Genomic DNA, 22,974 nt, shown 5'->3' on the forward strand with positions numbered 1-22,974 from the left:
TCGAACCCGCTCTCAGGCCGCCATCGGCGTGGGAGTCCGCTCGAAACACACCAGCGTGTAGATGCCGAACGGCTTCAGCTTGCGCCGCTCGACCAGGATCGCGTCGGAGGTGGCCTGAGCCCAAGCCTGCAGCCGCGCGAACGGAAACTCCGGACGCAGGCCCAGCGCGCGGGTCTTCTGCGCCGCCCAGCGCTCGACCGCCGCGGCAACGCCGACTTCCGAGTACAGATGATTGACCAGGATGATGCGCCCGCCCGGCTTCACCACGCGGTGGCACTCCGACAGCACCTGCTCGGGATTAGCGACCAGCGTGATGACGAATTGCGCGACGACGCAATCGAACGTCGCGTCGGCGAACTCCATCGCATGCGCATCCATCTGGCGCACGTCTTTGACCCACGGATAGCGGCCGGTCGCCATCTTGGCGCGCGCCTTCTCAAGCATCGGCTCGCACAGATCGATCCCGGTGATTTCGGTCGTGGCGTCGTAATCGTCGAATGATAGTCCGGTACCAACACCGACTTCGAGAATCTTGCCGCCGTGCGCGCGCGCTTCAGCCGCCGCGGCGCGTCGTCCCTTCACCATCACCGGTCCGCATACCGCGTCGTAGATCGGAGCCCAGCGAGCGTAGGCGGTTTCAATCAGGGACTTGTCGAGATCGGGAGTCATCGGTTCCGTTCGAATCGTAAATTACTTACGAATTCGGATTATCAGCGGAGTACGACGACTGGACGACAGCGCACGGTCGGCCGGTTTGGGCCTTAGTCGAAGCCGTGGAAATGATGGATCGGGCCATGGCCGTGCCCGACCGAAAGCTTGTCCGCCGCGGCGATGGCGGCGCTCACCCACTGCTTGGCGGCAGCCACAGAGGCCTGCAACGACTGGCCTTTGGCGAGATTGGCGGCGATCGCGGAGGACAGCGAGCAGCCGGTACCGTGGGTATTGTTGGTAATGATCCGCGGGGCGGCCAACGCTTCCACCTCGGCTCCCACGAACAGGTAATCGGTGCTGGTCGGCCCGGTGCCGTGTCCACCTTTGATCAGGACCGCTTCGCAGCCGAGCGCGAGCAGTCGCTGTCCCTGGCGTTCAATTTCGGCCGGCTCGTCGGCGACCGGCTCGTCAAGCAGTGCGGCAGCCTCGGGCAGGTTCGGCGTGATGAGGCGGGCGCGTGGGATCAGCGTGGTGCGCAGCGCCTCGACGCAGTCGTCCGCGATCAGCCGGTCGCCGGAGGTCGCGACCATCACCGGATCGAGCACGACATTGGCGGCGTGCCAGCGATCGAGCCCTTCGGCAATCGCGGCGATCACGCCGCGCTGCGCCACCATCCCGATCTTGGTGGCGGCGACCGCAAGATCGCTGAACACCGCATCGATCTGCGCGGTGACGAACGCGGCCGGGACGTCGTGGATCGCGGTGACGCCGCGGGTGTTCTGCGCCGTCAGCGCAGTGATCACCGAGGCGCCATAGACACGGTTCGCGGAAAACGATTTGAGGTCGGCCTGAATGCCGGCGCCACCTCCGGAGTCGGAGCCGGCGATGGTGAGTGCGATCGGAATGGCCATCAACGTGCTCGATTGAATAAGAGGGCGGACCGGCAGCCGATCGCGGTCGTAGCGCGCCCACGCCGCAGCGGCAAGAGCTTGCGCCGACAGGGTGTTTTGGGCTTGATGGCGCAAATCAAGCTGCCGGAGAGACCCGCGATGGTGCCGTTTTTCGTCCAGATCAAATGCCAGCTCGGCCAGTCCTATGCCGTCGCCAACGCGATCGCCGAAGCCGAGATCGCCTCGGAGATTTATTCGACCGCCGGCGACTACGACCTGCTGGTCAAATTCTACGTCGATCGCTCGACCGATATCGGCCATTTCGTCGCCGACAAGGTCCAGGTGATCCCCGGCATCAAGGACACCCACACCATCATCACCTTCAAGGCGTTCGGCCCGAAGTGATCGCTAGTTATCCAGCCTTGGCTTTGCGCGGGGGCCGGACCGGCCCTTGCACCGGCGGCAGCGACTTGATGTAGGCCGCGATCGCCTCGCGGTCATCCTTGCCGAGTTGCGAGGTATTGCGGATCACCTGCGCCATCGAGCCGCCGGCGCTGTCGCCTTCCGGCGTCATGCCGGTCTCCAGGAAATAGGCGATGTCGCCGGCGCTCCAGTCGCCGAGCCCTTTCTGGGTGATGTTCGGTACCCAGCCCCTGCCCTCGGGATCGGGCCCGCCGGCAAAACGCTGCGCCGCGACGATGCCTCCGAGCGCGTTGCGCGGGCTATGGCACTCGGCGCAATGGCCGAAGCTGTTCACCAGATACGCGCCGCGATTCCACTGCGCCGATTGCGCCGGATCGGGCGTGAACGGCGTGTCGTCGAAGAACAGCAGTTTCCACAGTCCGACTGCGCGGCGGATGTTGAACGGGAAGAGCACCTCGTTCGGCGGAGCTCGGCCGGCCACCGCAGGCAGCGTCTTGATGTAGGCGAACAGATCGCGGACGTCGTCGAGCTGCGCATGTGCGTAGGACGGATACGGAAACGCCGGATAGAGATGCACGCCGCCGGGCGCCGTGCCGCGCATCACCGCGCTGACGAAATCCGCCTCTATCCATTTGCCGATACCGTCATTTGGATCGGGTGAGATGTTCGGCACGTAGAACGTGCCGAACTCCGACTTCAGCCCCAGCCCGCCTCCAAGCCTGGTGCGATCGTCCTGCTTCGGCGTGGCGTGGCATTCGGCGCAACCGCCGGCGTAGAACGCGGTGCGGCCATTCTCGAGGTTGGCGGTGCGCGCCGACAGGCGGTCAGCCGACACCGTGGCCGGCATCGTCAGCAGCCAGAAAGCGGCGATGCCGATGATCGCCGCGACCGCGATCACGGCTCCGAGTGTCCTGGCCACGGCCGATTCTCCGCTGCCGGCGGCGCTTGCCGCGTTAGCCTTCCTTCTGGCGGAAGTTCTCGTGGCAGCTGCCGCATGCCTTGCCGATCGGCTGCATCGCGGCCTTCAGCGTGTCGACGTCCTTGACCTTGCCCTTGGCGCCGTCGACCGCCTTGGCGAAGTCGGAGATCTCGCCGTCGAATTTGGCGCGCTCGGTCCAGATCTTCGGCGAGGCGCTGTACTTGCTGTCGAACGGCTTCAGGCCCTTGGCGCTGTCAGGGAACAGCTTCGGGAGGTCCTTGGCGGTCTCATCGAACTGCTTCAGCGCCGCATCGACCGCGGCCTGATCGTAGGGCTTCTCGCCCTTGGCCATGGCGCCGAGCACCATCATGTTCCGGCCGTTGTCCTTCATCAGTTTCTGGGTCTTATCGACCAGATCCTGCTGCGCCATCACGGCGCTCGCCGTCAGCAACACCGCTCCAGCCACGATCACAGTTCGCAACATCGCAATTCCTCCCGCTTGGTTGTTTCAACTCCGTCACCGGTCGCCGGTTCGGCGGCCTTCGCAGCGGTGGCTTAACGCCACTCTATTAGGTCTCATTCGATCGACCCGGCTTTACAGCCGGTGCCGGCGCTCGTGTTCGCGGATCGCCATCCACACCCGCTCCGGTGTCGCCGGCATATCGATGTGGTCGATCCGGTATTCCCGCCACAGCGCGTCGATGATCGCGTTCATCACTGCCGGGCAGGAGCCGATCGCCCCCGCCTCGCCCGCCCCCTTCACGCCCAATGGATTGGTGGCGCACGGCACGTTGTGTGTTTCGAAGATGATCGGCGCGCCATCGGCCGCGCGCGGCAGCGCGTAGTCCATGAACGAACCGGTGACGAGCTGGCCGTCCTCGGCGTTGTAAACAGCCTGCTCCATCAGCGCCTGGCCGATGCCCTGAATGGTGCCGCCGTGAACCTGGCCGGCGAGCAGCAGCGGATTCAGCGTCACGCCGAAATCGTCGACGATCACGTAGTTGACGATCTTGATCTTGCCGGTCGCCGGATCGAGCTCGATCTCGACCAGATGCGTGCCGTTCGGATAGGTGCCGTCGGCGCTGGCGAAGGTTGCGCTGGCATTGAGCTTGGCAGGATCGACGCCGGGCCGCTTGGCGAGATCGGCGAAGCTGATCGAGCGGTCGGTGCCGGCGATCCGGATGGTGCCGTCGCTGATTTCGAGGTCGGCGGCGCTGGTCTCGAGCGCATCGGCCGCGATGTCGCGGAGCTGTTCGCCGAGCTGATGGGTGGCGCGCTGCACGCTGACGCCGCCGGACGGGATCGAGGCCGAGCCGCCGGTGCCAAGGCCAGTGGCGATCCGGTCGGTGTCGCCCTGCACCACGCGCACCCGCTCCTGCGGCACGCCGAACTGCTCGGCGACGATCTGCGCATAAGCGGTCTGGTGGCCCTGCCCGCTCGACTGCGTGCCGATCAGCACGGTGATGTCGCCATCGGGATCGAGCACCACCTTGGCGGTCTCCTCGCCCATGGTGCCGCAGACCTCGACGTAAGAGGCGAGCCCGATGCCGCGCACCAGCCCCTGCTTCTTGGCCGCCTTGGCGCGCTTGGCGAAATCCTTCCAGTCGCCGATCTCCATCGCGCGCTTCAGATGCGTGGCGAAGTCGCCGGAGTCGTAAACCTTGCCGGTCGCGGTCTTGTAGGGGAGCTTGCGCGGCGGAATGAAGTTCTTGCGCCGGATCGCATCCGGCGACATCGACAGCTTACGCGCGCAGGCATCGACCAGACGCTCGACAACGTAAGCAGCTTCGGGACGTCCGGCGCCGCGGTAAGCGTCGACCGGCACGGTGTGAGTGAACACGGTGCGAATGCGGCAGTGGAACGCCTGAATGTCGTACAGACCGGGCAGCATGCCGGCGCCGCCGTAAGGAATGTACGGGCCGAAGGTCGACAGATAGGCGCCTACATCGCCGATTAGGTCGACATCCATGCCGAGAAACTTGCCGTCTTCCGCCAGCGCCATCCGCGCGGTGGTGACATTGTCGCGGCCTTGCGAGTCGCCGACGAAGTGATCGCCGCGATCGGCGGTCCACTTCACGGTCTTGCGCAGTTTCTTGGCGGCGACCGCGAGCAGCGCGTATTCGCGATACGGAAACAGCTTGGTGCCGAACCCGCCGCCGACATCCGGACAGATCACCCGCATCTTCTCGACCGGGATCTTCAGCACGGTCTGGCACAGGATATCGCGCAGCCGGTGACTGCCCTGGCTGCCGACCGTCAGCGTGAAGTGATCGCGCTTGGCATCGTATTCGCAGACCGCCGCGCGGGTCTCCATGTAGTTAGTGACGATGCGCGGGTTGACGATGCGGATTTCAGCGACCGCATGCGCTTTGGCGAACGCCTCGTCGGTCGCTGCCTTGTCGCCGATGCCGGCATCGAACAGCACGTTGCCGGCGTGGTCGGGCCACACCTCCGGCGCGCCGGGCTCGACCGCGCGCGCGGCGCCGATCACGGCCGGCAGCGGAGTCCACTCCACCGCGATCGCTTCCAGCGCGTCGCGGGCATGCGCGAGCGTATCGGCGACCACAAAGGCGATCGCATCGCCGACATGGCGAACCTCAGCGCGCGCCAGGATCGGATAATCGGGCGCCTTGAACGGCTTGTCCGGCAGATTGAACAGGCACGGCAGACCGCCGAGATCGGTGACGTCATCCGCGGTCAGGATCGTCAGCACGCCAGGAAGACCACGCGCTGCATTCGCATCGAGCCTGAAGGTGGCATGGGCATGCGGCGAGCGCAGCACCAGCGCGTAAGCGGACGAAGCCGGCGCAACGTCGTCGGTGTAGCGGCCTTTGCCGCGAATCAGAGGATCGTCCTCCTTGCGCAACACGCTCTGGCCGACGCCGAACTTGGTGGGAGCCAACTTGGTTGGAGCCATGGGACCGTCACCTCCGATGCGATTGGAAAGCATCTTGCAGCGGATCGATGACAGGAGCAAACGCGCCGGCGCGAGCTTCGCGACCGAACACCGAAATATGAACCCAGTGGCCGCAATCTGCGCATTTGCGCCTGCAGCGCGCTCGCCCCGCACCCGGCGCAAAAAGAAACAGGTGCATCGGTTGCCCGATACACCTGTTTGGAAGCTCACGCAGGTCGGGGCGTCTCCGCCCCGCCGCGGCGAATTAGTAGCAGATCACCCGGCCGTAAACCGGATTGAACACGCACCCGCCATAGCCACGATAGTAGCCACGGCCACGGCCGCGATAATAGCCAGGGCCCCAACCACGGCCACGGCCGTAATAGCCGCGCCCACGGCCGCGACCGCGGCCGCGCTGGGCCTCAGCCTTGCCGGTGCTTGCGGTCAGGAACAGCGCCGAGGTTCCGACGAGGCTGAAGCCGTAAATTGCCGTCAGCGTGACGGCGGCGAGAACGCGCGTCGTCCATCCCTTGCGGGCCTTGGAAGCAGTTTGAGCCATATGGATTGTTCTCCCGGTCGTTGAGCAGGTTACCGTCATGTCCCGTTGTTGGTGGGGTCGTGCGGGAAGACGGTTCAAATGCGCGGGGTCAATGCGCCCCCGTGATCGGCCTCGGCGGTCAAGCTTATGATCAAGCTAGGGTTTTGGTCAAGCCGCGATCGGCGCTGAACGCGGCGAGATGCTGCCAAACGTCGAACCGGCCGGGATGTTCCAGCCACGCCGAGGCCCGCTTTCTCGCGTGCAGCGCGGCATGGGCGGCCGATCGCTCGGGGAACACGACGCGCCGGCAGGCGTCTCACCGATGTCCAACTTTACTGGTCCAGCTATAGTGCCATTCAACTGAACCGCATCGCGGTGCGGATCGACTGTCAGGTGACGTCCCTCGCCCCACACGCGCCGCTCCCGCGCACAACAAAGCAGCCCATGTCCCGTCAGCACACTTACATCCTCGGCCTCAACACCTACGACCACGACGTCAGCGCCTGCCTGCTGCGTGACGGCGAAATCGCGTTCGGCATCGCCAAGGAGCGCATCACCCGTGAGAAGCACGCCTCCGGCTTCTATAAGGAAGTCGTCGACTACTGCCTGAGCGCCGAAGGCATCACCATGGCGGACGTCGATCTGGTGGTGCGCAACTGTTACATCCTGCCGGTGCCGGAGATGGAAGACCGCCTGATCTTCCAGGACATGCCGGGCTTCCTGCCGGAACACGAGCGCGGCACCGCCCGCAGTCACCCGCTGTTCCGCAATCACACCAACAAGGTGGCGACGATCTCGCATCACCTCGCGCACGCCTACAGCGCGTTCGCACCGTGTCCGTTCGAAGAAGGCGTGGTGATGATCGTCGACGGTGTCGGCAGCTACCGGGCCGATGTCGACGAGCAGTTTCCCGGCGACGACGCCTCGCCGCTTGCCCGGGAATCCGAGAGCTACTACAAGTTCAGCGGCACAAAGCTGGAGTGCCTGAAGAAAGTCTGGATGGAGCCGGAACGCGGCTTTCTCAGCGACGAATTCTACAACATGCCGGGCCTTGGCGCGTACTACAGCCGGGCCTCGACCTACGTGTTTGGCGACTGGAACAAATGCGGCGAGCTGATGGGGCTGGCACCTTACGGCCGCCCCGACGCGATCCCGCCGATGCTGCAGTTCGAGAACAACAAGCTCACCGTGCCGCGTTGGACGCCGGAGCTGGATCAACCTTACATCATGGACAGCCCCGGCAAGTGGGAAGACAGCCCGTCGATGCGGCACTGGGAAGATCTCGCCTGGCGGGTGCAAGACGACACCGAGCGGGTCCTGCTGGAGCGCGCGCGCTGGCTGCGCGAAACCACCGGCGCCAAGAACCTGTGCATCGCCGGCGGCGTCGCGCTCAACTGCGTCGCCAATGGCCGGATCGCCCGCGAGGCGGGCTTCGAGAATGTCTGGATCCAGCCCGCGGCTGGCGACGATGGCATCGCGATCGGCTGTGCCTATTACGGCCATCTGGCGATCCAGCAGAAACAGCGCGGCTTCGAGATGAAGCATGCCTACGTCGGCAGACCCTATGCGGATGCCGAGGTGGAAGAAGCGACCCAACGTTTCTTCGTCAAACCGCAGATCAACGTGGTCCGCTCGAGCGAGGTCTATAAGGAAACCGCGCGGCTGCTCGCCGATCAGAAGGTGATCGGCTGGTTTCAGGGCCGCTCCGAATTCGGCCCCCGCGCGCTCGGCCATCGCAGCCTGCTGGCCGATCCGCGCAGGGCCGAGATGAAGGACATTCTCAACAGCCGCGTGAAGCATCGCCAGCCGTTCCGGCCGTTCGCGCCGATCGTCCTGAAGGAGCGCGCGGACGAGATCTTCGAGGGCAAGGGCGACTCGCCGTTCATGCTGATGGCCAAACCGGTGGCGCCGGCATGGCGCGACAAGATTCCGGCCGTGGTCCACGTCGACGGCTCCGCCCGCGTGCAGACGGTGGACGAAGAGACCGCGCCCGATCTCTATTACATCCTGAAGGAGTTCGAAGCGCTGACCGGCGTCCCGGTGCTGGTTAACACCTCGTTCAACATCAAGGGCGAGCCGATCGTCGAGACGCCTCGCGACGCGATGGCCTGCTTCCTCACCACGGGAATCGACCATCTGGTGATGCACGACACCATCGTGTCGAAGAACAAGGCGCACCGCTTCATCAACCCGGTGCTGCAGGTGTATTCGGACGTCACCAACCTAGTGCGGTCGACCACCGCGGCTTGATCAGCCGCGCAGCAGGCGCTTGATCCAGCGCGGCCCGAACAGGATCAGGATCGCGGCGCCGTAGGTGACGGCGCCGACCGCTATCAACAGTGCTAGCGCGGCTTCGCTGCGCAGCGCGGGCAAGAGTGCGAGATACGGCGGCGCGAACCAGGCGGTCAGCCACAACGCGGCGCCGAGCAGCACGCCGATAACGCCGAACTTGAGGATCGCGCGCACCAGCTCGCGATCGAACTCCAGGTAACCAGCACGCACCGAGAAGAAGATCACCAGCAGCAGATTGATCCAGGCGCCTGCAGCGGTCGCGAGCGCCAGACCGACCTGCGCCAGCGAGCCCATCAGGGCGAATTTCAGCACGACATTGGTGGCGACGCCGGTCAGCGCCGCCTTCACCGGAGTGGCAGTGTCCTTGCGGGCATAGAACGGCGCCACCGCGCTGCGGATCAAGACGAATGGGATCAGCGCGATCGCATAGGCGGCGAGCGTGGTGCCGGCCGAGATCGCGTCGGCGCGGGTGAAGGCGCCGCGCGCGAACATTGCCCGCATGATTTCGTCCGGCACGGTGAGAAATGCGGCGACGAACGGCACCGAGAACAACAGCGTGAATTCGAACGCGCGGCGCTGCGATGCCTTGGCGCCGGCATCGTCCCCCGCAGTGAGCTGCCGCGACATCTCCGGCAGCAGCACGGTGCCGATCGCAATGCCGATCACGCCGATCGGCAATTGGTTGAGCCGGTCGGCATAGTACAGCGCCGACAGCGCCCCAGCCGGCAGGAAGGTGGCGATGATCGTGTCGGCGAACAGCGCAAGCTGCGTGCCCATCGAACCGAGCGTCGCCGGACCCAGCGCCCGGAAGAATGCGCGGACATCCTCATCGAGCTTCGGCCGGGAGAACCGCGGCAAGCCGCCGTGCAGCGACAGGTCACCGGCGAGCAAGAAGTACTGCAGCACGCCGGAAATCAGCACGCCCCAGGCGGCGGCATGGCCGGCGCTCGGGAAGAACGCGGCAAGCGCCAGCGTCGCCATCATCGAGATGTTGAGGAAGATCGAAGCCGCTGCCGCCGAGGCGAAGCGCTGCATCACATTGAGGATGCCGCCGTACAGCGTCACCAGGGTAATCAGCAGCAGATAAGGAAAGGTGATCCGCGTCAGCTCGATCGCCAGCGCGCGCTGCTCCGGATCGTCGGTGAAACCCGGCGCCAGAATACTCATCATCTGCGGCATGAACGCCAGCGCGACGGCGAGCAGCACCAGCTGCGACAGAAACAGCAGCGTGAAGATGCGGTCGGCAAACAGCTTCGCCGAGGCCTCGCCCTTCTCGCCGTAGACATGCGCATAGGCTGGTACGAAGGCAGCGTTGAACGCGCCCTCGGCGAAGATCGCCCGGAAGTGATTTGGCAGTCGCAGCGCGACGAAGAACGCATCCGCCACCGGACCGGCGCCGAGGATCGCCGCCAGCATGATGTCGCGGGCAAATCCGGTCAGACGCGACAGCAGGGTGAAGCCGCCGACGGTAAAGATGCGCTTGAGCATGAGGCGCTTCTACAGGAAGTCGCGACAGCGCAAAACAGGAATGGCTGGCTACGGTCCCTTCACACGGGAATCATTCCGGGGCGCGCCCGTCAGGGTGCGAACCCGGAATCCCGATGTGGTGAAGGCAGAGTTTCAGGGTTCGCTCGCTATCGCGAGCGCCCCGGAATGACCGGGAGGCTCAGTGCCCAACCCGAACGACGGTGCCTTACCGCCCCAGCGCGCCGCGCACCGCCTGGATTACGCGATCCTGCGTCGGCGCATCAAGATAAGCGTGCATCGGCAGCGCAATGACGTCACGCGACAACCGCTCGCACACCGGCAGGCCGCCGTCGGCAACCGGGAAGCCGCGATACGCGGTCTGCTGATGCATCGACTTCGGATAGTAGATCGCCGTCGGGATGCCTTGCGCCTTCAGCGCCGCGGCAAAACCGTCGCGGTCGACGCCGTGCGGCAGGCGAATAGTGTACTGCGCCCACACCGAGGTGCAGTCCTCCGCGAGCCGCGGAACGGTGACGACATCCGCCAGCGCTGCCGAATAGCGCTCGGCCACCACGTTGCGCGCGGCGATCTCGTCCTCGAAGATCGACAGCTTCTGCAGCAGGATCGCCGCCTGGATGGTGTCGAGACGGCCGGTGAGGCCGAGCCGGACGTTGTCGTATTTGTCGGTGCCCTGGCCGTGAACGCGAACGCTCTTCAGCGCTTCGGCGAATTCGGAATCATCGGTGAAGATCGCGCCGCCGTCGCCGAAGCAGCCGAGCGGCTTGGCCGGGAAGAAGCTGGTGGCGGTGGCGAGGCCGAAGCTGCCGAGCTTCTTGCCACGGTGGCTGGCGCCAAAGCCCTGCGCCGCGTCGTCGACCACGAACAGCCCCTCATCCGCCGCAACCGCGCCGACCGCGGTGTGATCGGCGGCCTGGCCGAACAGATCGACCGGAATGATCGCGCGCGGCTTCAAGCCGAGCTTTTTGGCGGTGCCGATACCGCGCTTCAGCGACGCGATGTCGATGTTGAACGTAACTTCATCGACATCGACGAAAAGCGGCGTTGCGCCGGTCAGGGCCACAGCTTCACCAGTCGCGCAGAACGTGAACGACGGACAGAGCACCGCGTCGCCGGGACCGATGCCCTTGGCCATCAGCACCATCAACAGCGCATCGGTGCCGCTGGAGCAAGTCACCACATGGCGGGCGCCAGCGAAGGCAGCAAGCTTGGCCTCCAGCTCGATCACTTCCGGACCATTGAGGAATTGGCAGTGGTTCAGCACCTTGCCGACCGCCTCGTCGATACCGGCCCCCAACCTGCGGCGCTGAGCGCCGACATCGATGAAGGGCACCGGGTCGTTGCGGAGATGCTGATTCATGGGTCCTGCCGGGTTCGGATGACGGGAAAGCGCTGAGACGGGTCGCTAAGACGGCGGTCTAGCCGGCGGCGCGGCGGGGCGCCGTCGCGCTCGCTGCGGGTCGGGCCGGCTGATCGAGGCACTTGATCGCGATTTCGAGGCTGGCGACGCCCTCTTCGCCGGTGACCGGCGGCGGCAGCTTGGCGCGAACCGCATTGATGAAGCCGATCAGTTCGGCGCGCAGCGGCTCGTCGTGGCCGACCGGCAGATGGCGCATCGAATAGCTGCCGTCCGCCTTGAAGCCGAAGCACTCGGTGACCTGACGGGTGAGCAGATCGCCCATCACGTATTTGCCGCGGGTCGCGACGGTGACGGTACGGGCCTTGAACGGCGTCAGCCAGTTGGTGTTGATATGCGCAAGCACGCCCGAGGCGGTGCGGAATTGCAGCAGCGCAATGTCCTCGCGCTCGGCGATGGCGCTGGAGAGCTGCGGCTGCACCTCGGTGATTTCCGAGTCGGTGAACCAGCGGATCAGGTCGATGTCGTGGACCGCGAGGTCGATGACGACGCCGACATTGGACATCCGTGGCGGGAACGGGCCGACCCGGGTGATGCCGATCGACAGGATATCCTCGTCGCGAATCGCTTGCTTGATCGCCGCAACCGCCGGATTGAAGCGCTCGACATGGCCGACCATCAGAGTAACGCCGGCCTTCTCGGCGGCGGCGACGATCTCGCGGCCTTCGGCCACCGTCGAGGCGATCGGCTTCTCGACCAGCACGTGAATACCGCGACCGATGCAGGTCAGCGCCACTTCATGGTGCAGGTGGGTGGGGGCCGCGATGGTCACCGCGTCAACCCCGGCGAGCAGCAATTCGTCGAGCGTTGCGAAGGTCTTACAGCCGATCAGCTCGATCGCGCGGTCGCGGTGCTCGGGCATCGGATCGACGATCCCGACCAGCGTCACTCCCGGCAGTCCCCCCAGCACCCGGCCGTGATTGGTTCCCATCACCCCGGCGCCGATGACGCCGATCCGGAGTGAGGGGGTCTTGGCCGTTTCAGTGCTGGAAGTCATGGCATCGTGCCTTGGAAATTGAAGGTGCGGCTTCCTAGCACGCGGCCACAGATGTGGCGAACGTTCGGGAAACCTACCCAAACACGTTTTGATTCAATTGATTACACGAAAGGCCAAAACTGCAAATTAGACGCAGGAAACTACACCCGGTGGTAGTCGCGAAACCAGGTCACGAAGGCGCGGACCCCATCCTCGATCCGGGTCGAAGGCCGGAAGCCGACGTCCCGAACCAGGGCTTCGACATCCGCAAACGTCGCCGGCACGTCGCCCGGCTGCATCGGCAGCATCTCTTTGATCGCCGGCCGGCCGAGCGCGGCTATCGCCCGGCCGGCATCTCTCTTCCGCTTCACGATCCAATGTGTGGCTGTTCAGCCAGCTGCGACCCCAGCGGCAGAGGGCAAGGAGCCGCTATTGCCAGATCGGACCCAAGTCCCTACCAAGGCGGCAACTTTCGTGATGGCCGGGCGCCGCTCGCTCTTGACGACCTGTTAACTTCCGACCCCAGCGATCTCTCATGCGCCGGTTTCTCCTTTCAGCAGCCAAGATCCTGGTTTCGGCGGCGCTGTTGTATCTGGCGCTCCGAAAGACCGATTTTGTCGCCCTCGCCGCACGGATCGACACAACCAGCTTGGGCTGGCTGGCGGCTGCCGTCGCTGCAACGATCTTCCAGCTGTTCGTCAACGCGGTGCGTTGGCGCGCGATCGGCGCGTGCTGCGAAGCACCGCTGACCACGGGTCGATCGATGCGCTACGCGATGATCGGCTCGTTCTTCAACCAGACATTGCCGTCCGCGATCGGCGGTGACGCCGTGCGTGTCTGGCTGCTGGCGCGGGCCGGTGCCGGATGGCGCGCGGCCACCTATTCGGTGTTCGTCGATCGGGCGACCGGATTGATCGCGTTGTCGGCGATCATCTTCGTAACACTGCCGTGGACGCTGCGATTGATCGACAATGCCGACGGTCGTCTCGGACTGATGCTACTGGATTTTGCCGCGCTGGGCGCCGGCATCGTGTTCCTGGCTTTGCCGTTTCTGCGGTTCGGTCTGCTTGACCGGATCTGGGCCACCCGCCATATGCGCGGCTGCTCCGAAGTCGCCCTGAAGGTTCTATCGACTCCGAAAAGCGCGGCGATCCTCGTCGCCACCTCATTGATCATTCCGGTTCTCGCGGTGGTGATCGTTTGGTGCGTGGCTCGGGCGATCGAATCGCCGAGCAGCTTCGTGCAGCTGTTTGAGCTGGTGCCGCCGATCATGCTGATCACCATGATCCCGATCTCGATCGCCGGCTGGGGCGTGCGCGAAGCCAGCATGGGATTGGCGTTCGGCTATGCCGGCCTCAACCCCAGTGACGGCGTCGCGGTGTCATTGCTGTTCGGTGCCGTTTACTTCGTCGTCGGAGGAATCGGTGGCTTGATCTGGATCATGAGCGCCGAAAAAGCCGCCAAGGGCGACGCGCCGATCGAAGTTCCGGAATAGCGCGATGCGCAGCGCCACGGGCGACAGGATGTTTTTCAGCGTCAGGCTCAACGACTAATGGGGACGAACTTGGTCGCGCTGTTCGTGTTCATGTCCGCAGCAGTCGGATGTGCCGTGCTCACCTGGGTGCTGATGCCGCTGTTGGCCCGCTACGCGCTGGCGCGCCCGAACGCGCGCTCGTCGCACAAGATTCCAACGCCGCAGGGTGCCGGAATTGCCGTCATCGCCGCCACGCTGGTCGTCACGACCTTGGCTCTCGGCACAACCACCGCGCTACTGGCGCTCCTGCCGTTATTTGCTGCAACCGTCGTCATTGCCATCGTTGGTGCGGTCGACGATATCAGACCGATTCCTGTGCTACCGCGCTTTGCCCTGCAAGCGCTGTGTGTAGGGGCGGTCGTGCTCACGCTGCCGTTGGACCAGCAGATCATTCCCACCCTGCCGCTGTGGCTCGAACGCACTGCGCTGCTGATCGGCGGCTTGTGGTTCGTCAATCTCGTCAACTTTATGGATGGTCTCGACTGGATGACCGCTGCCGAAGGCGTGCCGGTCACGGCCGCCCTGGCGGTGTTCGGCTTGCTCGGAGCGCTGACGCAGTCGCCGATGCTGATTGCGGCGGCGCTCGGTGGAGCCCTCCTTGGTTTTGCTCCATTCAACCGGCCAGGCACTGCCAAGGTCTTTCTCGGTGACGTCGGCAGCCTGCCGATCGGGCTTCTGCTCGGCTGGTGCCTGCTGCAGCTCGCCTTGCAAGGGCATGTCACCGCGGCACTGCTCCTGCCGCTATACTATCTCGCCGACAGTACCCTGACGTTGTTGCGGCGAATGCTACGGCGCGAACCGTTTTGGCTGGCGCACCGTTCCCATTTTTATCAGCGCGCAACCGATAACGGCTTTCCGGTGCGCGAAGTCGTTGGGCTTGTCTTCCTGATAAACTTGGCGCTTGCGTTGCTGGCCGGAGTCTCGATCGCGTTGAATTCCATCGCCGCCGATGGTGTGCTGCTTGCCCTCGGTGGAGCGGGGGTCGCGGCCCTATTAATGCGGTTTGCGCGTCGTAAAGCGTGACGCGTCAGCCACGGGCGCAGCTACGGCGCAGGCACTGTCGGTTCGATCCGGAATTCAGGCACCGCCCCCTTCAAGATCGCCACGACGTCCTCTTGGCGCCCTGCTGCTATAGCCGTTTCGAGTGCAGCGAGGCCTTGCCGCAGCGTCGGGAGTGGCAACTCGTTGGGGCACGCGGCCATGACGCCGGGAACGCCGATGTCGGTGGTGGGCTCGTGCTCGGCAAACAGAATTTCGTGCAACCGTTCGCCCGGTCGAACGCCGCTAAACACGATCTCGATGTCGTAACCGGGCTGCAGACCGGACAGCCGAATCATCCGCTCTGCCAGCTCAACGATCTTTACCGGCTGGCCCATGCTGAGCACGAATACCGACGCATCCGTGTGTTGTGACTTCAACGCATGGGTCGCGGCGGTGATCACCAGGTCGCAGGCCTCGCGGATGGTCATGAAGTAGCGGACCATATCCGGGTGCGTCACCGTCACCGGTCCGCCAGCCTCGATCTGAGCCTTGAACTTCGGCACTACCGAACCGTTGGACGCCAGCACGTTGCCGAACCGCACCGAGATCAGCCGCATCGCCCGCTTGTCACCGGAAGAAGTGGCGAGTTCCCGGTCGAGTGCTTGGCAATACAGTTCGGCGAACCGCTTGGTGAGGCCGAGCATCGACACCGGCTCGATCGCCTTGTCGGTCGAAATCATCACCATCGCTTCGGCGCCGGACGCTCGCGCCGCATCGGCCACGTTGACCGAGCCGAAAATATTGGTCTTGACGCCCTCGCCCCAGTCGCGCTCAAGGATTGGCACATGCTTCAGAGCGGCGGCGTGGAACACAAGATCAGGTTTGAAGTCGTTAAACAGCTGAAATATACGTGCGCGATCGCGGATATCTGCGATCCGGCCCTCGATTTTTGTGCTGCTCGCTCGGGCAGCTAAGGCTTCGGTTGCAGCGTAAAGCGCGGGTTCCGAATGCTCGATTACCAGTAACCGGGCGGCACCAAAAGTGGCGACTCGGTCGCACATTTCGTGCCCTATCGACCCCCCGCCACCCGTAACCGCGATCGCTTTTCCGCGAAGCAATTCCTCCAGTCTGGAGTAGTCGATATTAACACTGGGCCTCAGCAAAAGATCCTCGACAGCAACCGGCGCCAAGCGCGGTGCGTCGCGGCTTTCTTCAAGCGAAGGCAACCGACTGACTGTGAGTCCCAGCTTGCGCGCCTTTATCAAGATCGCCTCGGGCTCTGCGTCTTTCTCAAAAGCTGACGGCGTCATCACCACATGGCGAATCGGCTTATTTCGACCAGCGAAGTCCTCCACGACATCTGCCAAATCGTCGAGCCCACCAAGCACGGGAATGCTACGGATCGACTGTCCCCGATCAGATGACGCGGGGGACAGAATGCCGACCGCCCAAAGCCTGTTGACCGCTCCACTTTCAATACCTCGCAGGAACACCTCGGCATCGGCGGCCCGGCCGACCAATAGCGTCGGCGCGGCATCCGTCCGGCGAGCCTTGTTTCGTGTGCGGGTGTAGCGGAAGTAGCGATAAGCGAGGCGGGAACCTGCGAGGAAGAACACCTCAAGAAACCAATACAAAACGATAGTGGTTTTCCCGAGGAAAAACGCACCGTAGATATTCGGCGCAAGAAAAATGTAGTCAAGCACCAGAAGTGCAACCGTCAAAGTGGTCGCTGCTCTCAAAATGTTGAGCAGGTCAGGAATCGAGATGAAACGCCACTTGGTCGTGGTGAGCTGAAAAACATAGCAAACAAAGAAACTGAAGAAGACGAAGTAGGGCAGAACGTTCAGCAACAGCGGCAGACGATCGACCAGATTCTCGCCATCGAACCGAAGATAGAAACTGAGAAGGACTGCCGCTGCGGTAGCCAAGGCATCGTGGGCAGCGATCAGCCAATTCCGATACGAAAATGAAGAAATAGGTGCCAACATCGCTCGCCCTGCAATCAGATAGTATTAATAATTACTGTCCTTCGCGCGCCCGCGCCACCAGCGAGGTGGTGCTGAAACCCGGCAGCACATCGACCAGCAGCACATCGCCGCCCTTGGCCGCAACGATCTCGTGGCCGACCACCTGCTCGCGGGTGTAGTCGCCGCCTTTGACCAGGACGCTCGGCTCGATCCGCGTGATCAGCCGCAGCGGAGTATCTTCTTCAAAGATCGCCACCAGGTCGACCGCTTCGAGCGCGGCCAGCACCTCGGCGCGGGCACGTTCGTGCTGCACCGGCCGGCTTTCGCCCTTCAGCCGCCGCACTGATGCGTCGCTGTTCAACCCGACGATCAGCCGATCACAGGCACCGCGCGCTGCGGTCAACACCTTGACGTGGCCCGGGTGCAGAATGTCAAAGCAGCCGTTGGTGAACCCGACCCGAAGGCCTTCGCGGCGCCACTGCTTCAGCCGCTCGTCGAGCTCCGTATCGCTGCCGATGATTTTCTCTTCCGCCGCCAGCGAGGCATGCGGCAGAATCCGCCGGCGCAGTTCGGCCGGCGTCACCACTGCGGTGCCGTTCTTGCTGACCGCCACCGCCGCAGCCGCACTCGCCGCCCGCATCGCGGTTGCCCAGTTCGCCCCGGAAGCCAACACCACCGCTAGCACAGCCGCCACCGTATCGCCGGCGCCGGAGACGTCGCGCACCTTTACCGGCAGCGCCGGCACGTGGATCGGTTCGCCCCCGCGCGGCACCAGCGTCATGCCGTGCTCGCTCTTGGTCACCAGCATCGCCTCGCATTCGGCGAGCGCCATCGCGTCCTGAGCCGCCGTGGCAATCTCGTCATCGGTCGCTGCTGCGCTTCGCGTCGCCGCGGTAAATTCCTTGCGGTTCGGCGTCAGCAGCGTGGCGCCGCGATAGATCGCGAAGTTGGCGCTTTTCGGATCGACGATCACCCGCTTGCCGAGTTTTTTGGCGGCATCGATCGTGTCGCGAATGACCCGCGCCGTCAGCACCCCTTTGGCATAGTCGGACAAGAGCACGATGTCGGCACGGGCAAGCTGCGGCAGGATCGCATCGAGCAGGCGCTGCTCGACGTCCGTAGCGGCCGGCGCCGCCGTCTCCCAATCGGCCCGCAGCATGTGGGTCGAAAAGTGCTCGGAGACGAACCGCACTTTCCGGGTCGTCGGCCGCGAGGCATCACGGACCAGTACCGGCTCGATCCGCGGCTCGCTGCCGAGTTCGGCCTCCAGAAAACGCCCAGTAGCGTCATCACCGATCAAGCCGACGAAGATACAGCTCGCGCCGATCGCCGCGATATTGCGCGCGACGTTGCCGGCGCCGCCGATGTTGGTCTCGCTGCGTTGAACCGCGATCACCGGTGCCGGAGCTTCCGGGGAAATCCGCGACACCTCGCCATAGACGAACTCGTCGAGCATCAGGTCGCCGACGCACAGGACGGTCTGACGAGCGATCGCTTGCAGCAAGGCGTCGAAGCTGAACATCCGAATCCAAACGGTTGCTTGCGATCAGCGGAAGCGATCGCTGCGGTCGAGGTAACCAGTGACGTAAGACGTGACCGCCTCTTCGAGCGGGGTGAATCCGCCGTTGTAGCCAGCGGCACGCAGCCGGTCGCCCTCGCTCTGGGTGAAGTATTGATAGCTGCCGCGAATCTGTTCCGGCATGTCGATGTACTCGATCTGCGGCGGCGTGCCGAGCGCCGCATAGGCGGCCAGGATCAGGTCGCGGAAGCTCCGGGCATGGCTGGTGCCGACGTTGAAGATGCCGCTGACGCTAGGCGAAGCGAACAGCCACATCATCACCCGCACCACGTCGTCGACATAGATGAAGTCGCGGCGCTGGTCGCCGTCGGCAATACCGTCGCGGTGCGACTTGAACAGCTGAACCACCCGGCCGGACTTGATGTCGTAGAACCGCCGCGCCAGCACGCTGGCCATGGTGTCCTTGTGATATTCGTTCGGGCCGAACACGTTGAAGAACTTCAGGCCGGCCCATTGCGGCGGCAGCTTGTGGCCCTTGGCGGCGCGCTCGGCGACCACCAGGTCGAACAGATGCTTGCTCCAGCCATATAGGTTCATTGGCCGCAGCTGTTTCAGCGCGGCCAGCGAGAAGTCATCGTCGAACCCGTGTTCGCCGTCGCCATAGGTCGCCGCCGACGAGGCGTAGATCAGCGGCGTGCCGGTCTCGGTACACCAGTCCAGCAGCCGCAGCGACAGCCGGAAATTGTTCTCCATCACCATGTCGCCATCGGTGGCGGTGGTCGCGGAGATCGCCCCCATGTGGAAGACCGCGTCGAGCTTGCGGCCTTTCAGCCAGTCGGCGAGTTCCGCCGGCGGCACGAAATCGGCCAGCTGCCGCTTGGCGAGGTTCTTCCACTTGCCGTCATGGCCGAGAAAGTCGGACACAGCGACGTCGGCCCGCCCGGCCTCGTTCAGCGCCGCGACCAGATTCGATCCGATGAACCCGGCGCCCCCGGTAACCAGCAGCATGACTTCTCCGCCTCGATTTGCGCGGCCACCTTTGCCCCACTCCGCCCGGGCAGGCAACTTCAACTCTGAATTGCTGTGAATGCGGAATGGGCTCGGCGCGAAATGGCGGCTGGACGCGGGCCTCCGCAGGCGCTAACCGGCTGGGCCGATCAGCCCCTGCCAAGCAGGGCAACAGAACAAGCGATGAATTACGAATCACTCAAAGCCAGCCTGGCGATCGCGCCGGACCGCAACGAGACCAGCCCGGTGCTGCTGGTCCCGTATATGTGGATCGGCGATTTCGTGCGCTGCCACACCGTGGTGCGGGTCCTGAAGGACCGCTGGCCGAACCGGCCGGTCGACGTCCTCACGACCACGCTGTGCGCGCCGCTGGTCGACTACATGCCCGGGGTGCGCCAGGGCATCGTCTGGGACCTGCCGCGCAGCAAGATCTCGCTGTCTGAAGAGCGGGCGCTGGCGGCGAAGCTGCGGCAGCAGGGCTACGGCGCCTCGGTGGTGATGCCGCGCACCTTCAAATCGACCATCGCACCCTGGCTTGCCGGTATTCCGAAACGCACCGGCTTCATCGGCGAGGTCCGGTTCGGCCTGCTCAATGACTGGCGGCGCGGCGAGAAGGCGTTGCCGCGGATGATCGACCGCTGCGCCGCACTGGCGCTGCCGCCGCTGCCGGAACTGCCGCTAGACTGGCCCGAGCCGCAGCTTCAGGTGCCGGAAGCCGAGATTGCGGCGTGGCGGCAGGCGAACGGCCTGCACGGCCGGACCGTGGTGGCGCTCGCGCCCGGCGCTGTCGGACCGGCGAAGCGCTGGAGCTACTACGTCGAGGCCGGCAAGGCGCTGGCCCAGCGCGGTTTTGAGGTCTGGGTGGTCGGCGGCCCGGGCGAAACCGCCAAGGCGCAGGAGATCGTCGCGGCCGGCGGCCCACATGTCCGCGATCTTACCGGCACAGACCTGCGCAACGGCATCCTGGCGCTGGCGGCGGCCGATCTGGTGATCTCCAACGATTCCGGCCTGCTCCACGTCTCTGCCGCGATCGGCAGCCGGACCATCGGCATCTTCGGCCCGACCAGCCCTTGGCATTATGCCCCGCTCAACCCGATCGAGACGGTGATCCAGGCGCCCGGGGATATCCCCTGCCGACCCTGCCACAAGCCGGTCTGCCGGATGGAGCATCACCGCTGCATGCGCGACATCGCGGTCGAGGACGTGACCGCCGCCGCGTTGCGCGCGTTGCAGGCCGCCGGCATCGCACCGGCGGTCTGAGCCCTTCGGCTTGCGCCGGACCCGGCCCTGGGCTTTACCAGAACCTTCAGTTTCAGCCTTCAGGTGTGACGTGAGCCAGGACAAGATCGCCGCCCATTTCCAGCTCTCGCTTGCCGCGATGACTGCTGCCGCGGGCGATGCAGCGCTGCTGGCCGCGTCGCGGGCGATCGCTGCGGCATCAATCAAGGCACTGCAGCAGGGCCGCAAGATTCTGCTCGCCGGCAATGGCGGCAGTGCCGCCGATGCCCAGCACATCGCCGCGGAGATCATTGGCCGCTACAAGCGTGACCGCGCCGCCTGGCCGGCAGTGGCGCTGACCACCGACACTTCGGCGCTCACGGCAATCGCCAACGACTATGGCTTCGAGCGCGTGTTCGCCCGGCAGGTCGAAGGACTCGGGCAACCCGGCGACGTCTTCATCGGCATCACCACCTCCGGCCGCTCGCCGAACATCCTCGCGGCCCTCGAAGTCGCGCGTCAACGCGGCCTCGTCACCGTCGGCATGACCGGCCCGAGCGGCGGATCGATGGGCACGCTGTGCGATCATCTTCTGATTGCGCCTGCCCCCGAAACCGCGCTGGTTCAGCAGATTCATCTGATGGCCGCGCATGCGATCTGCGACGAGATTGAAGTCGTGCTGGGCAGGCCGGCGCCATGACCTCGTCCGCGCCGCGCCGTCCCGCCGCCTTCCTCGATCGCGACGGCGTCATCAACTACAACGATCACTATGTCGGCACGCGCGAACGCTTGCGCTGGATGCCGGGCATCGCCGCGGCGATCCGGCAGCTCAACGCCGCCGGCTACTACGTCTTCATCATCACCAACCAGTCCGGCGTCGCCCGCGGCATGTTCAGCGAGGACGACGTCCGTGCTTTGCATCGCTGGATGCAGGATGAATTGCAGGCACAAGGCGCGCTGATCGACGACATCCGGTTCTGCCCGCATCATGTCGAAGGAACGATCGACGCCTATCGGGTCGCCTGCGAACATCGCAAGCCGGGCCCCGGCATGATCCTGGATCTCGCCAAGGCTTGGCCGGTCGACATGCCCCGCAGCTTCGTGATCGGTGACAGCGCAAGTGATGTCGAAGCCGCGCAGGCTGCCGGCATTCCCGGGTTTCGCTTCGAAGGCGAAGACATCGACGGCTTCGTCAAACAGGTGCTGATCGAGATGCAGCGCGCCGCTGCATCCAACTAACCGAGCAGCTGCTCAGCCACCTCGATCGCCTGCCGCGCCGATGGGCCGCCACTCTTGCCGCCGAGCACCCGCAGCGGACCGCCGCCGACCGGGCCGGTCAGTCCCGGATCGGTCGCGACATAGATCCCGACGAGCGGCACCCGATACGCGGCAGCCAGATGCAATAGGCCGGTATCGACGCCGATAACCACGGCCGCGCCCGCGATCACGCCGGCGGTGAGATCGAGCGGCTGACGCGGCAACACGCGGCTTCCGGGAATCGCGCTCGACAGCCGTTCGGCGGTCTGCCGCTCGGCCTCGGTACCCCACAGCAGAACCGGTTGCAGCCCCTGGCCCTGCAGCCAGCGGCCGGTCTCGATCCAATCCTCGGCGCGCCATTCCTTCGACACGCGCGAGGTGCCGTGCAGCAGCAGTGCGTAAGGCGCATCAGCGCCACGCGCAGGCTTGATCAGCCCGTAGTCGATGTCGTCCGCCGGCTGATAGCCCAGCGACAGCGCGGTAAGGGCCCGGTTGCGCGCCACCGCGTGGAGCGACCGGCTGACGCTGTGGCGGACGTCGTAGAACCGCGACGCCAGCGGCTCGCGGATGCTCTGCGCGTCGTAGCCATGGCGCTCGCCCTGCGCGAGCCGGGCGATGATCGCCGAACGGATCAGGCCCTGGGTGTCGATCACCTTGTCGAACTCGGGCTCACGCAAACGGGTGTTGAAATCGCCGATCTCGCGCCAGGTGGCGCGGCTCGCCAGATGCGACCGCCAGCGCCGCGTCGCCACCGGAATCACTTCGCTCACGGAGGGATGCAACCGCGCCAGCGGCGCGAACGCCTCCTCCACCACCCAGCTCATCCGCAATCCCGGCAGCGCGCGCGCAGCGTCGGTGACCGCGGGCATCTGGTGCACCACGTCGCCGAGGGAAGAGGTCTTGATGATGAGGATGTCCGACATTGACGCAAAAGGCCCGCAATTGCGCGGTCCTCGTTACAGGATTGACAACCATAGAGTCGAATCCCCGGCAAAAACGCTGG

20 protein-coding genes and 1 pseudogene are annotated in these 22,974 nt (G+C 64.9%); 7 read left to right on the forward strand and 14 right to left on the reverse strand.

Features of this window, described 5'->3' with window-relative positions; translation table 11 throughout:
* Window positions 1–12 precede the first annotated feature (12 nt).
* Together RPPS3_RS20230 and thiD are read right to left on the reverse strand one after the other, a co-directional pair.
* Window positions 13–669 carry a class I SAM-dependent methyltransferase gene (locus RPPS3_RS20230; protein WP_107345662.1) on the reverse strand — a complete coding sequence of 219 codons (657 nt, stop codon included), beginning with the start codon at window positions 667–669 and terminating at the stop codon, window positions 13–15.
* Between the two features lie 92 nt (window positions 670–761).
* Window positions 762–1,562 (reverse strand): bifunctional hydroxymethylpyrimidine kinase/phosphomethylpyrimidine kinase, encoded by an 801-nt coding sequence (gene thiD, locus RPPS3_RS20235; protein ID WP_107345663.1) that lies wholly within the window; start codon window positions 1,560–1,562, stop codon window positions 762–764.
* 138 nt (window positions 1,563–1,700) lie between these two features.
* Between thiD and RPPS3_RS20240 the strand changes: the two genes are divergently transcribed.
* Window positions 1,701–1,946, forward strand: a complete 246-nt coding sequence (locus RPPS3_RS20240) for an Lrp/AsnC ligand binding domain-containing protein (RefSeq protein WP_107345664.1) — start codon at window positions 1,701–1,703, stop codon at window positions 1,944–1,946.
* Window positions 1,947–1,953: 7 nt separating this feature from the next.
* On the opposite strand, the gene RPPS3_RS20245 is transcribed toward RPPS3_RS20240, so the two are convergent.
* The 4 genes from RPPS3_RS20245 to RPPS3_RS20260 all read right to left on the reverse strand — a co-directional run bounded on the left by RPPS3_RS20245 (window position 1,954) and on the right by RPPS3_RS20260 (window position 6,338).
* Window positions 1,954–2,883: a c-type cytochrome gene (locus RPPS3_RS20245; RefSeq protein ID WP_107345665.1), complete on the reverse strand. Its 930-nt coding sequence runs from the start codon at window positions 2,881–2,883 to the stop codon at window positions 1,954–1,956.
* Between the two features lie 34 nt (window positions 2,884–2,917).
* Entirely contained in the window at window positions 2,918–3,367 is a 450-nt protein-coding gene (locus RPPS3_RS20250; RefSeq protein ID WP_107345666.1) for a c-type cytochrome, read from the reverse strand.
* 111 nt (window positions 3,368–3,478) lie between these two features.
* Window positions 3,479–5,800, reverse strand: coding sequence for a xanthine dehydrogenase family protein molybdopterin-binding subunit (locus tag RPPS3_RS20255; protein WP_107345667.1), 2,322 nt, complete (start codon window positions 5,798–5,800; stop codon window positions 3,479–3,481).
* Between the two features lie 244 nt (window positions 5,801–6,044).
* The gene (locus RPPS3_RS20260) at window positions 6,045–6,338 is read right to left on the reverse strand and encodes a hypothetical protein (RefSeq protein WP_107345668.1); all 294 of its coding nucleotides are present in this window, start codon (window positions 6,336–6,338) and stop codon (window positions 6,045–6,047) included.
* Between the two features lie 423 nt (window positions 6,339–6,761).
* Here RPPS3_RS20260 and RPPS3_RS20265 point away from each other — a divergent pair, with 423 nt between their 5' ends.
* The gene (locus RPPS3_RS20265; protein WP_107345669.1) at window positions 6,762–8,567 is read left to right on the forward strand and encodes a carbamoyltransferase family protein; all 1,806 of its coding nucleotides are present in this window, start codon (window positions 6,762–6,764) and stop codon (window positions 8,565–8,567) included.
* On the opposite strand, the gene murJ is transcribed toward RPPS3_RS20265, so the two are convergent.
* From murJ to RPPS3_RS20285, 4 genes and pseudogenes are all read right to left on the reverse strand, one after another.
* Window positions 8,568–10,097: a murein biosynthesis integral membrane protein MurJ gene (gene murJ, locus RPPS3_RS20270; protein WP_107345670.1), complete on the reverse strand. Its 1,530-nt coding sequence runs from the start codon at window positions 10,095–10,097 to the stop codon at window positions 8,568–8,570. It abuts the gene before it with no gap.
* Between the two features lie 205 nt (window positions 10,098–10,302).
* Entirely contained in the window at window positions 10,303–11,454 is a 1,152-nt protein-coding gene (locus RPPS3_RS20275; protein ID WP_107345671.1) for a DegT/DnrJ/EryC1/StrS family aminotransferase, read from the reverse strand.
* Window positions 11,455–11,512: 58 nt separating this feature from the next.
* Window positions 11,513–12,508 carry a Gfo/Idh/MocA family protein gene (locus tag RPPS3_RS20280; RefSeq protein WP_107345672.1) on the reverse strand — a complete coding sequence of 332 codons (996 nt, stop codon included), beginning with the start codon at window positions 12,506–12,508 and terminating at the stop codon, window positions 11,513–11,515.
* A 140-nt stretch (window positions 12,509–12,648) separates the two neighbouring features.
* Window positions 12,649–12,816: pseudogene (locus RPPS3_RS20285) on the reverse strand (UDP-glucuronate 5-epimerase); the annotation flags it as partial.
* Between the two features lie 206 nt (window positions 12,817–13,022).
* Here RPPS3_RS20285 and RPPS3_RS20290 point away from each other — a divergent pair.
* Together RPPS3_RS20290 and RPPS3_RS20295 are read left to right on the forward strand one after the other, a co-directional pair.
* Window positions 13,023–13,982, forward strand: coding sequence for a lysylphosphatidylglycerol synthase transmembrane domain-containing protein (locus tag RPPS3_RS20290; protein ID WP_107345673.1), 960 nt, complete (start codon window positions 13,023–13,025; stop codon window positions 13,980–13,982).
* Between the two features lie 57 nt (window positions 13,983–14,039).
* Entirely contained in the window at window positions 14,040–15,044 is a 1,005-nt protein-coding gene (locus tag RPPS3_RS20295) for a glycosyl transferase (RefSeq protein ID WP_107345674.1), read from the forward strand.
* Between the two features lie 20 nt (window positions 15,045–15,064).
* Here the strand turns inward: RPPS3_RS20295 and RPPS3_RS20300 are convergent, their stop codons facing one another.
* The 3 genes from RPPS3_RS20300 to rfaD are packed head-to-tail and all read right to left on the reverse strand — an operon-like array spanning window position 15,065 to window position 19,496.
* A complete protein-coding gene (locus RPPS3_RS20300) occupies window positions 15,065–16,990 on the reverse strand; it encodes a polysaccharide biosynthesis protein (RefSeq protein ID WP_107345675.1) in 1,926 nt (641 codons plus the stop codon).
* Window positions 16,991–17,021: 31 nt separating this feature from the next.
* Complete coding sequence (gene rfaE1, locus RPPS3_RS20305; RefSeq protein WP_107345676.1) at window positions 17,022–18,491, reverse strand: D-glycero-beta-D-manno-heptose-7-phosphate kinase; 1,470 nt, start codon at window positions 18,489–18,491, stop codon at window positions 17,022–17,024.
* A gap of 24 nt (window positions 18,492–18,515) precedes the next feature.
* Window positions 18,516–19,496 (reverse strand): ADP-glyceromanno-heptose 6-epimerase, encoded by a 981-nt coding sequence (gene rfaD, locus RPPS3_RS20310; RefSeq protein WP_107345677.1) that lies wholly within the window; start codon window positions 19,494–19,496, stop codon window positions 18,516–18,518.
* Window positions 19,497–19,679: 183 nt separating this feature from the next.
* Between rfaD and waaF the strand changes: the two genes are divergently transcribed.
* The 3 genes from waaF to RPPS3_RS20325 all read left to right on the forward strand — a co-directional run bounded on the left by waaF (window position 19,680) and on the right by RPPS3_RS20325 (window position 21,953).
* A complete protein-coding gene (gene waaF, locus RPPS3_RS20315) occupies window positions 19,680–20,756 on the forward strand; it encodes a lipopolysaccharide heptosyltransferase II (protein WP_107345678.1) in 1,077 nt (358 codons plus the stop codon).
* A 70-nt stretch (window positions 20,757–20,826) separates the two neighbouring features.
* Window positions 20,827–21,414 (forward strand): D-sedoheptulose 7-phosphate isomerase, encoded by a 588-nt coding sequence (locus tag RPPS3_RS20320; protein ID WP_107345679.1) that lies wholly within the window; start codon window positions 20,827–20,829, stop codon window positions 21,412–21,414.
* Window positions 21,411–21,953 (forward strand): HAD family hydrolase, encoded by a 543-nt coding sequence (locus RPPS3_RS20325; RefSeq protein ID WP_107345680.1) that lies wholly within the window; start codon window positions 21,411–21,413, stop codon window positions 21,951–21,953. The genes RPPS3_RS20320 and RPPS3_RS20325 overlap by 4 nt, the downstream gene beginning before the upstream one ends.
* Here the strand turns inward: RPPS3_RS20325 and waaC are convergent.
* A complete protein-coding gene (waaC, locus tag RPPS3_RS20330; protein WP_107345681.1) occupies window positions 21,950–22,894 on the reverse strand; it encodes a lipopolysaccharide heptosyltransferase I in 945 nt (314 codons plus the stop codon). The genes RPPS3_RS20325 and waaC overlap by 4 nt on opposite strands.
* Window positions 22,895–22,974 lie beyond the last annotated feature (80 nt).

It is taken from the genome of Rhodopseudomonas palustris, from assembly GCF_003031265.1.
GTDB classification, from domain to species: Bacteria; Pseudomonadota; Alphaproteobacteria; order Rhizobiales; family Xanthobacteraceae; genus Rhodopseudomonas; species Rhodopseudomonas palustris_H.

Excerpts from the sequence above, each read along its gene's own strand:
- RPPS3_RS20230 (WP_107345662.1), bottom strand. The coding sequence starts at position 669 with ATGACTCCCGATCTCGACAAGTCCCTGATTGAAACCGCCTACGCTCGC.
- thiD (WP_107345663.1), bottom strand. The coding sequence starts at position 1,562 with ATGGCCATTCCGATCGCACTCACCATCGCCGGCTCCGACTCCGGAGGT.
- RPPS3_RS20240 (WP_107345664.1), top strand. The coding sequence starts at position 1,701 with ATGGTGCCGTTTTTCGTCCAGATCAAATGCCAGCTCGGCCAGTCCTAT.
- RPPS3_RS20250 (WP_107345666.1), bottom strand. The coding sequence starts at position 3,367 with ATGTTGCGAACTGTGATCGTGGCTGGAGCGGTGTTGCTGACGGCGAGC.
- RPPS3_RS20255 (WP_107345667.1), bottom strand. The coding sequence starts at position 5,800 with ATGGCTCCAACCAAGTTGGCTCCCACCAAGTTCGGCGTCGGCCAGAGC.
- RPPS3_RS20260 (WP_107345668.1), bottom strand. The coding sequence starts at position 6,338 with ATGGCTCAAACTGCTTCCAAGGCCCGCAAGGGATGGACGACGCGCGTT.
- RPPS3_RS20265 (WP_107345669.1), top strand. The coding sequence starts at position 6,762 with ATGTCCCGTCAGCACACTTACATCCTCGGCCTCAACACCTACGACCAC.
- murJ (WP_107345670.1), bottom strand. The coding sequence starts at position 10,097 with ATGCTCAAGCGCATCTTTACCGTCGGCGGCTTCACCCTGCTGTCGCGT.
- RPPS3_RS20275 (WP_107345671.1), bottom strand. The coding sequence starts at position 11,454 with ATGAATCAGCATCTCCGCAACGACCCGGTGCCCTTCATCGATGTCGGC.
- RPPS3_RS20280 (WP_107345672.1), bottom strand. The coding sequence starts at position 12,508 with ATGACTTCCAGCACTGAAACGGCCAAGACCCCCTCACTCCGGATCGGC.
- RPPS3_RS20290 (WP_107345673.1), top strand. The coding sequence starts at position 13,023 with ATGCGCCGGTTTCTCCTTTCAGCAGCCAAGATCCTGGTTTCGGCGGCG.
- RPPS3_RS20295 (WP_107345674.1), top strand. The coding sequence starts at position 14,040 with ATGGGGACGAACTTGGTCGCGCTGTTCGTGTTCATGTCCGCAGCAGTC.
- RPPS3_RS20300 (WP_107345675.1), bottom strand. The coding sequence starts at position 16,990 with ATGTTGGCACCTATTTCTTCATTTTCGTATCGGAATTGGCTGATCGCT.
- rfaE1 (WP_107345676.1), bottom strand. The coding sequence starts at position 18,491 with ATGTTCAGCTTCGACGCCTTGCTGCAAGCGATCGCTCGTCAGACCGTC.
- rfaD (WP_107345677.1), bottom strand. The coding sequence starts at position 19,496 with ATGCTGCTGGTTACCGGGGGCGCCGGGTTCATCGGATCGAATCTGGTC.
- waaF (WP_107345678.1), top strand. The coding sequence starts at position 19,680 with ATGAATTACGAATCACTCAAAGCCAGCCTGGCGATCGCGCCGGACCGC.
- RPPS3_RS20325 (WP_107345680.1), top strand. The coding sequence starts at position 21,411 with ATGACCTCGTCCGCGCCGCGCCGTCCCGCCGCCTTCCTCGATCGCGAC.
- waaC (WP_107345681.1), bottom strand. The coding sequence starts at position 22,894 with ATGTCGGACATCCTCATCATCAAGACCTCTTCCCTCGGCGACGTGGTG.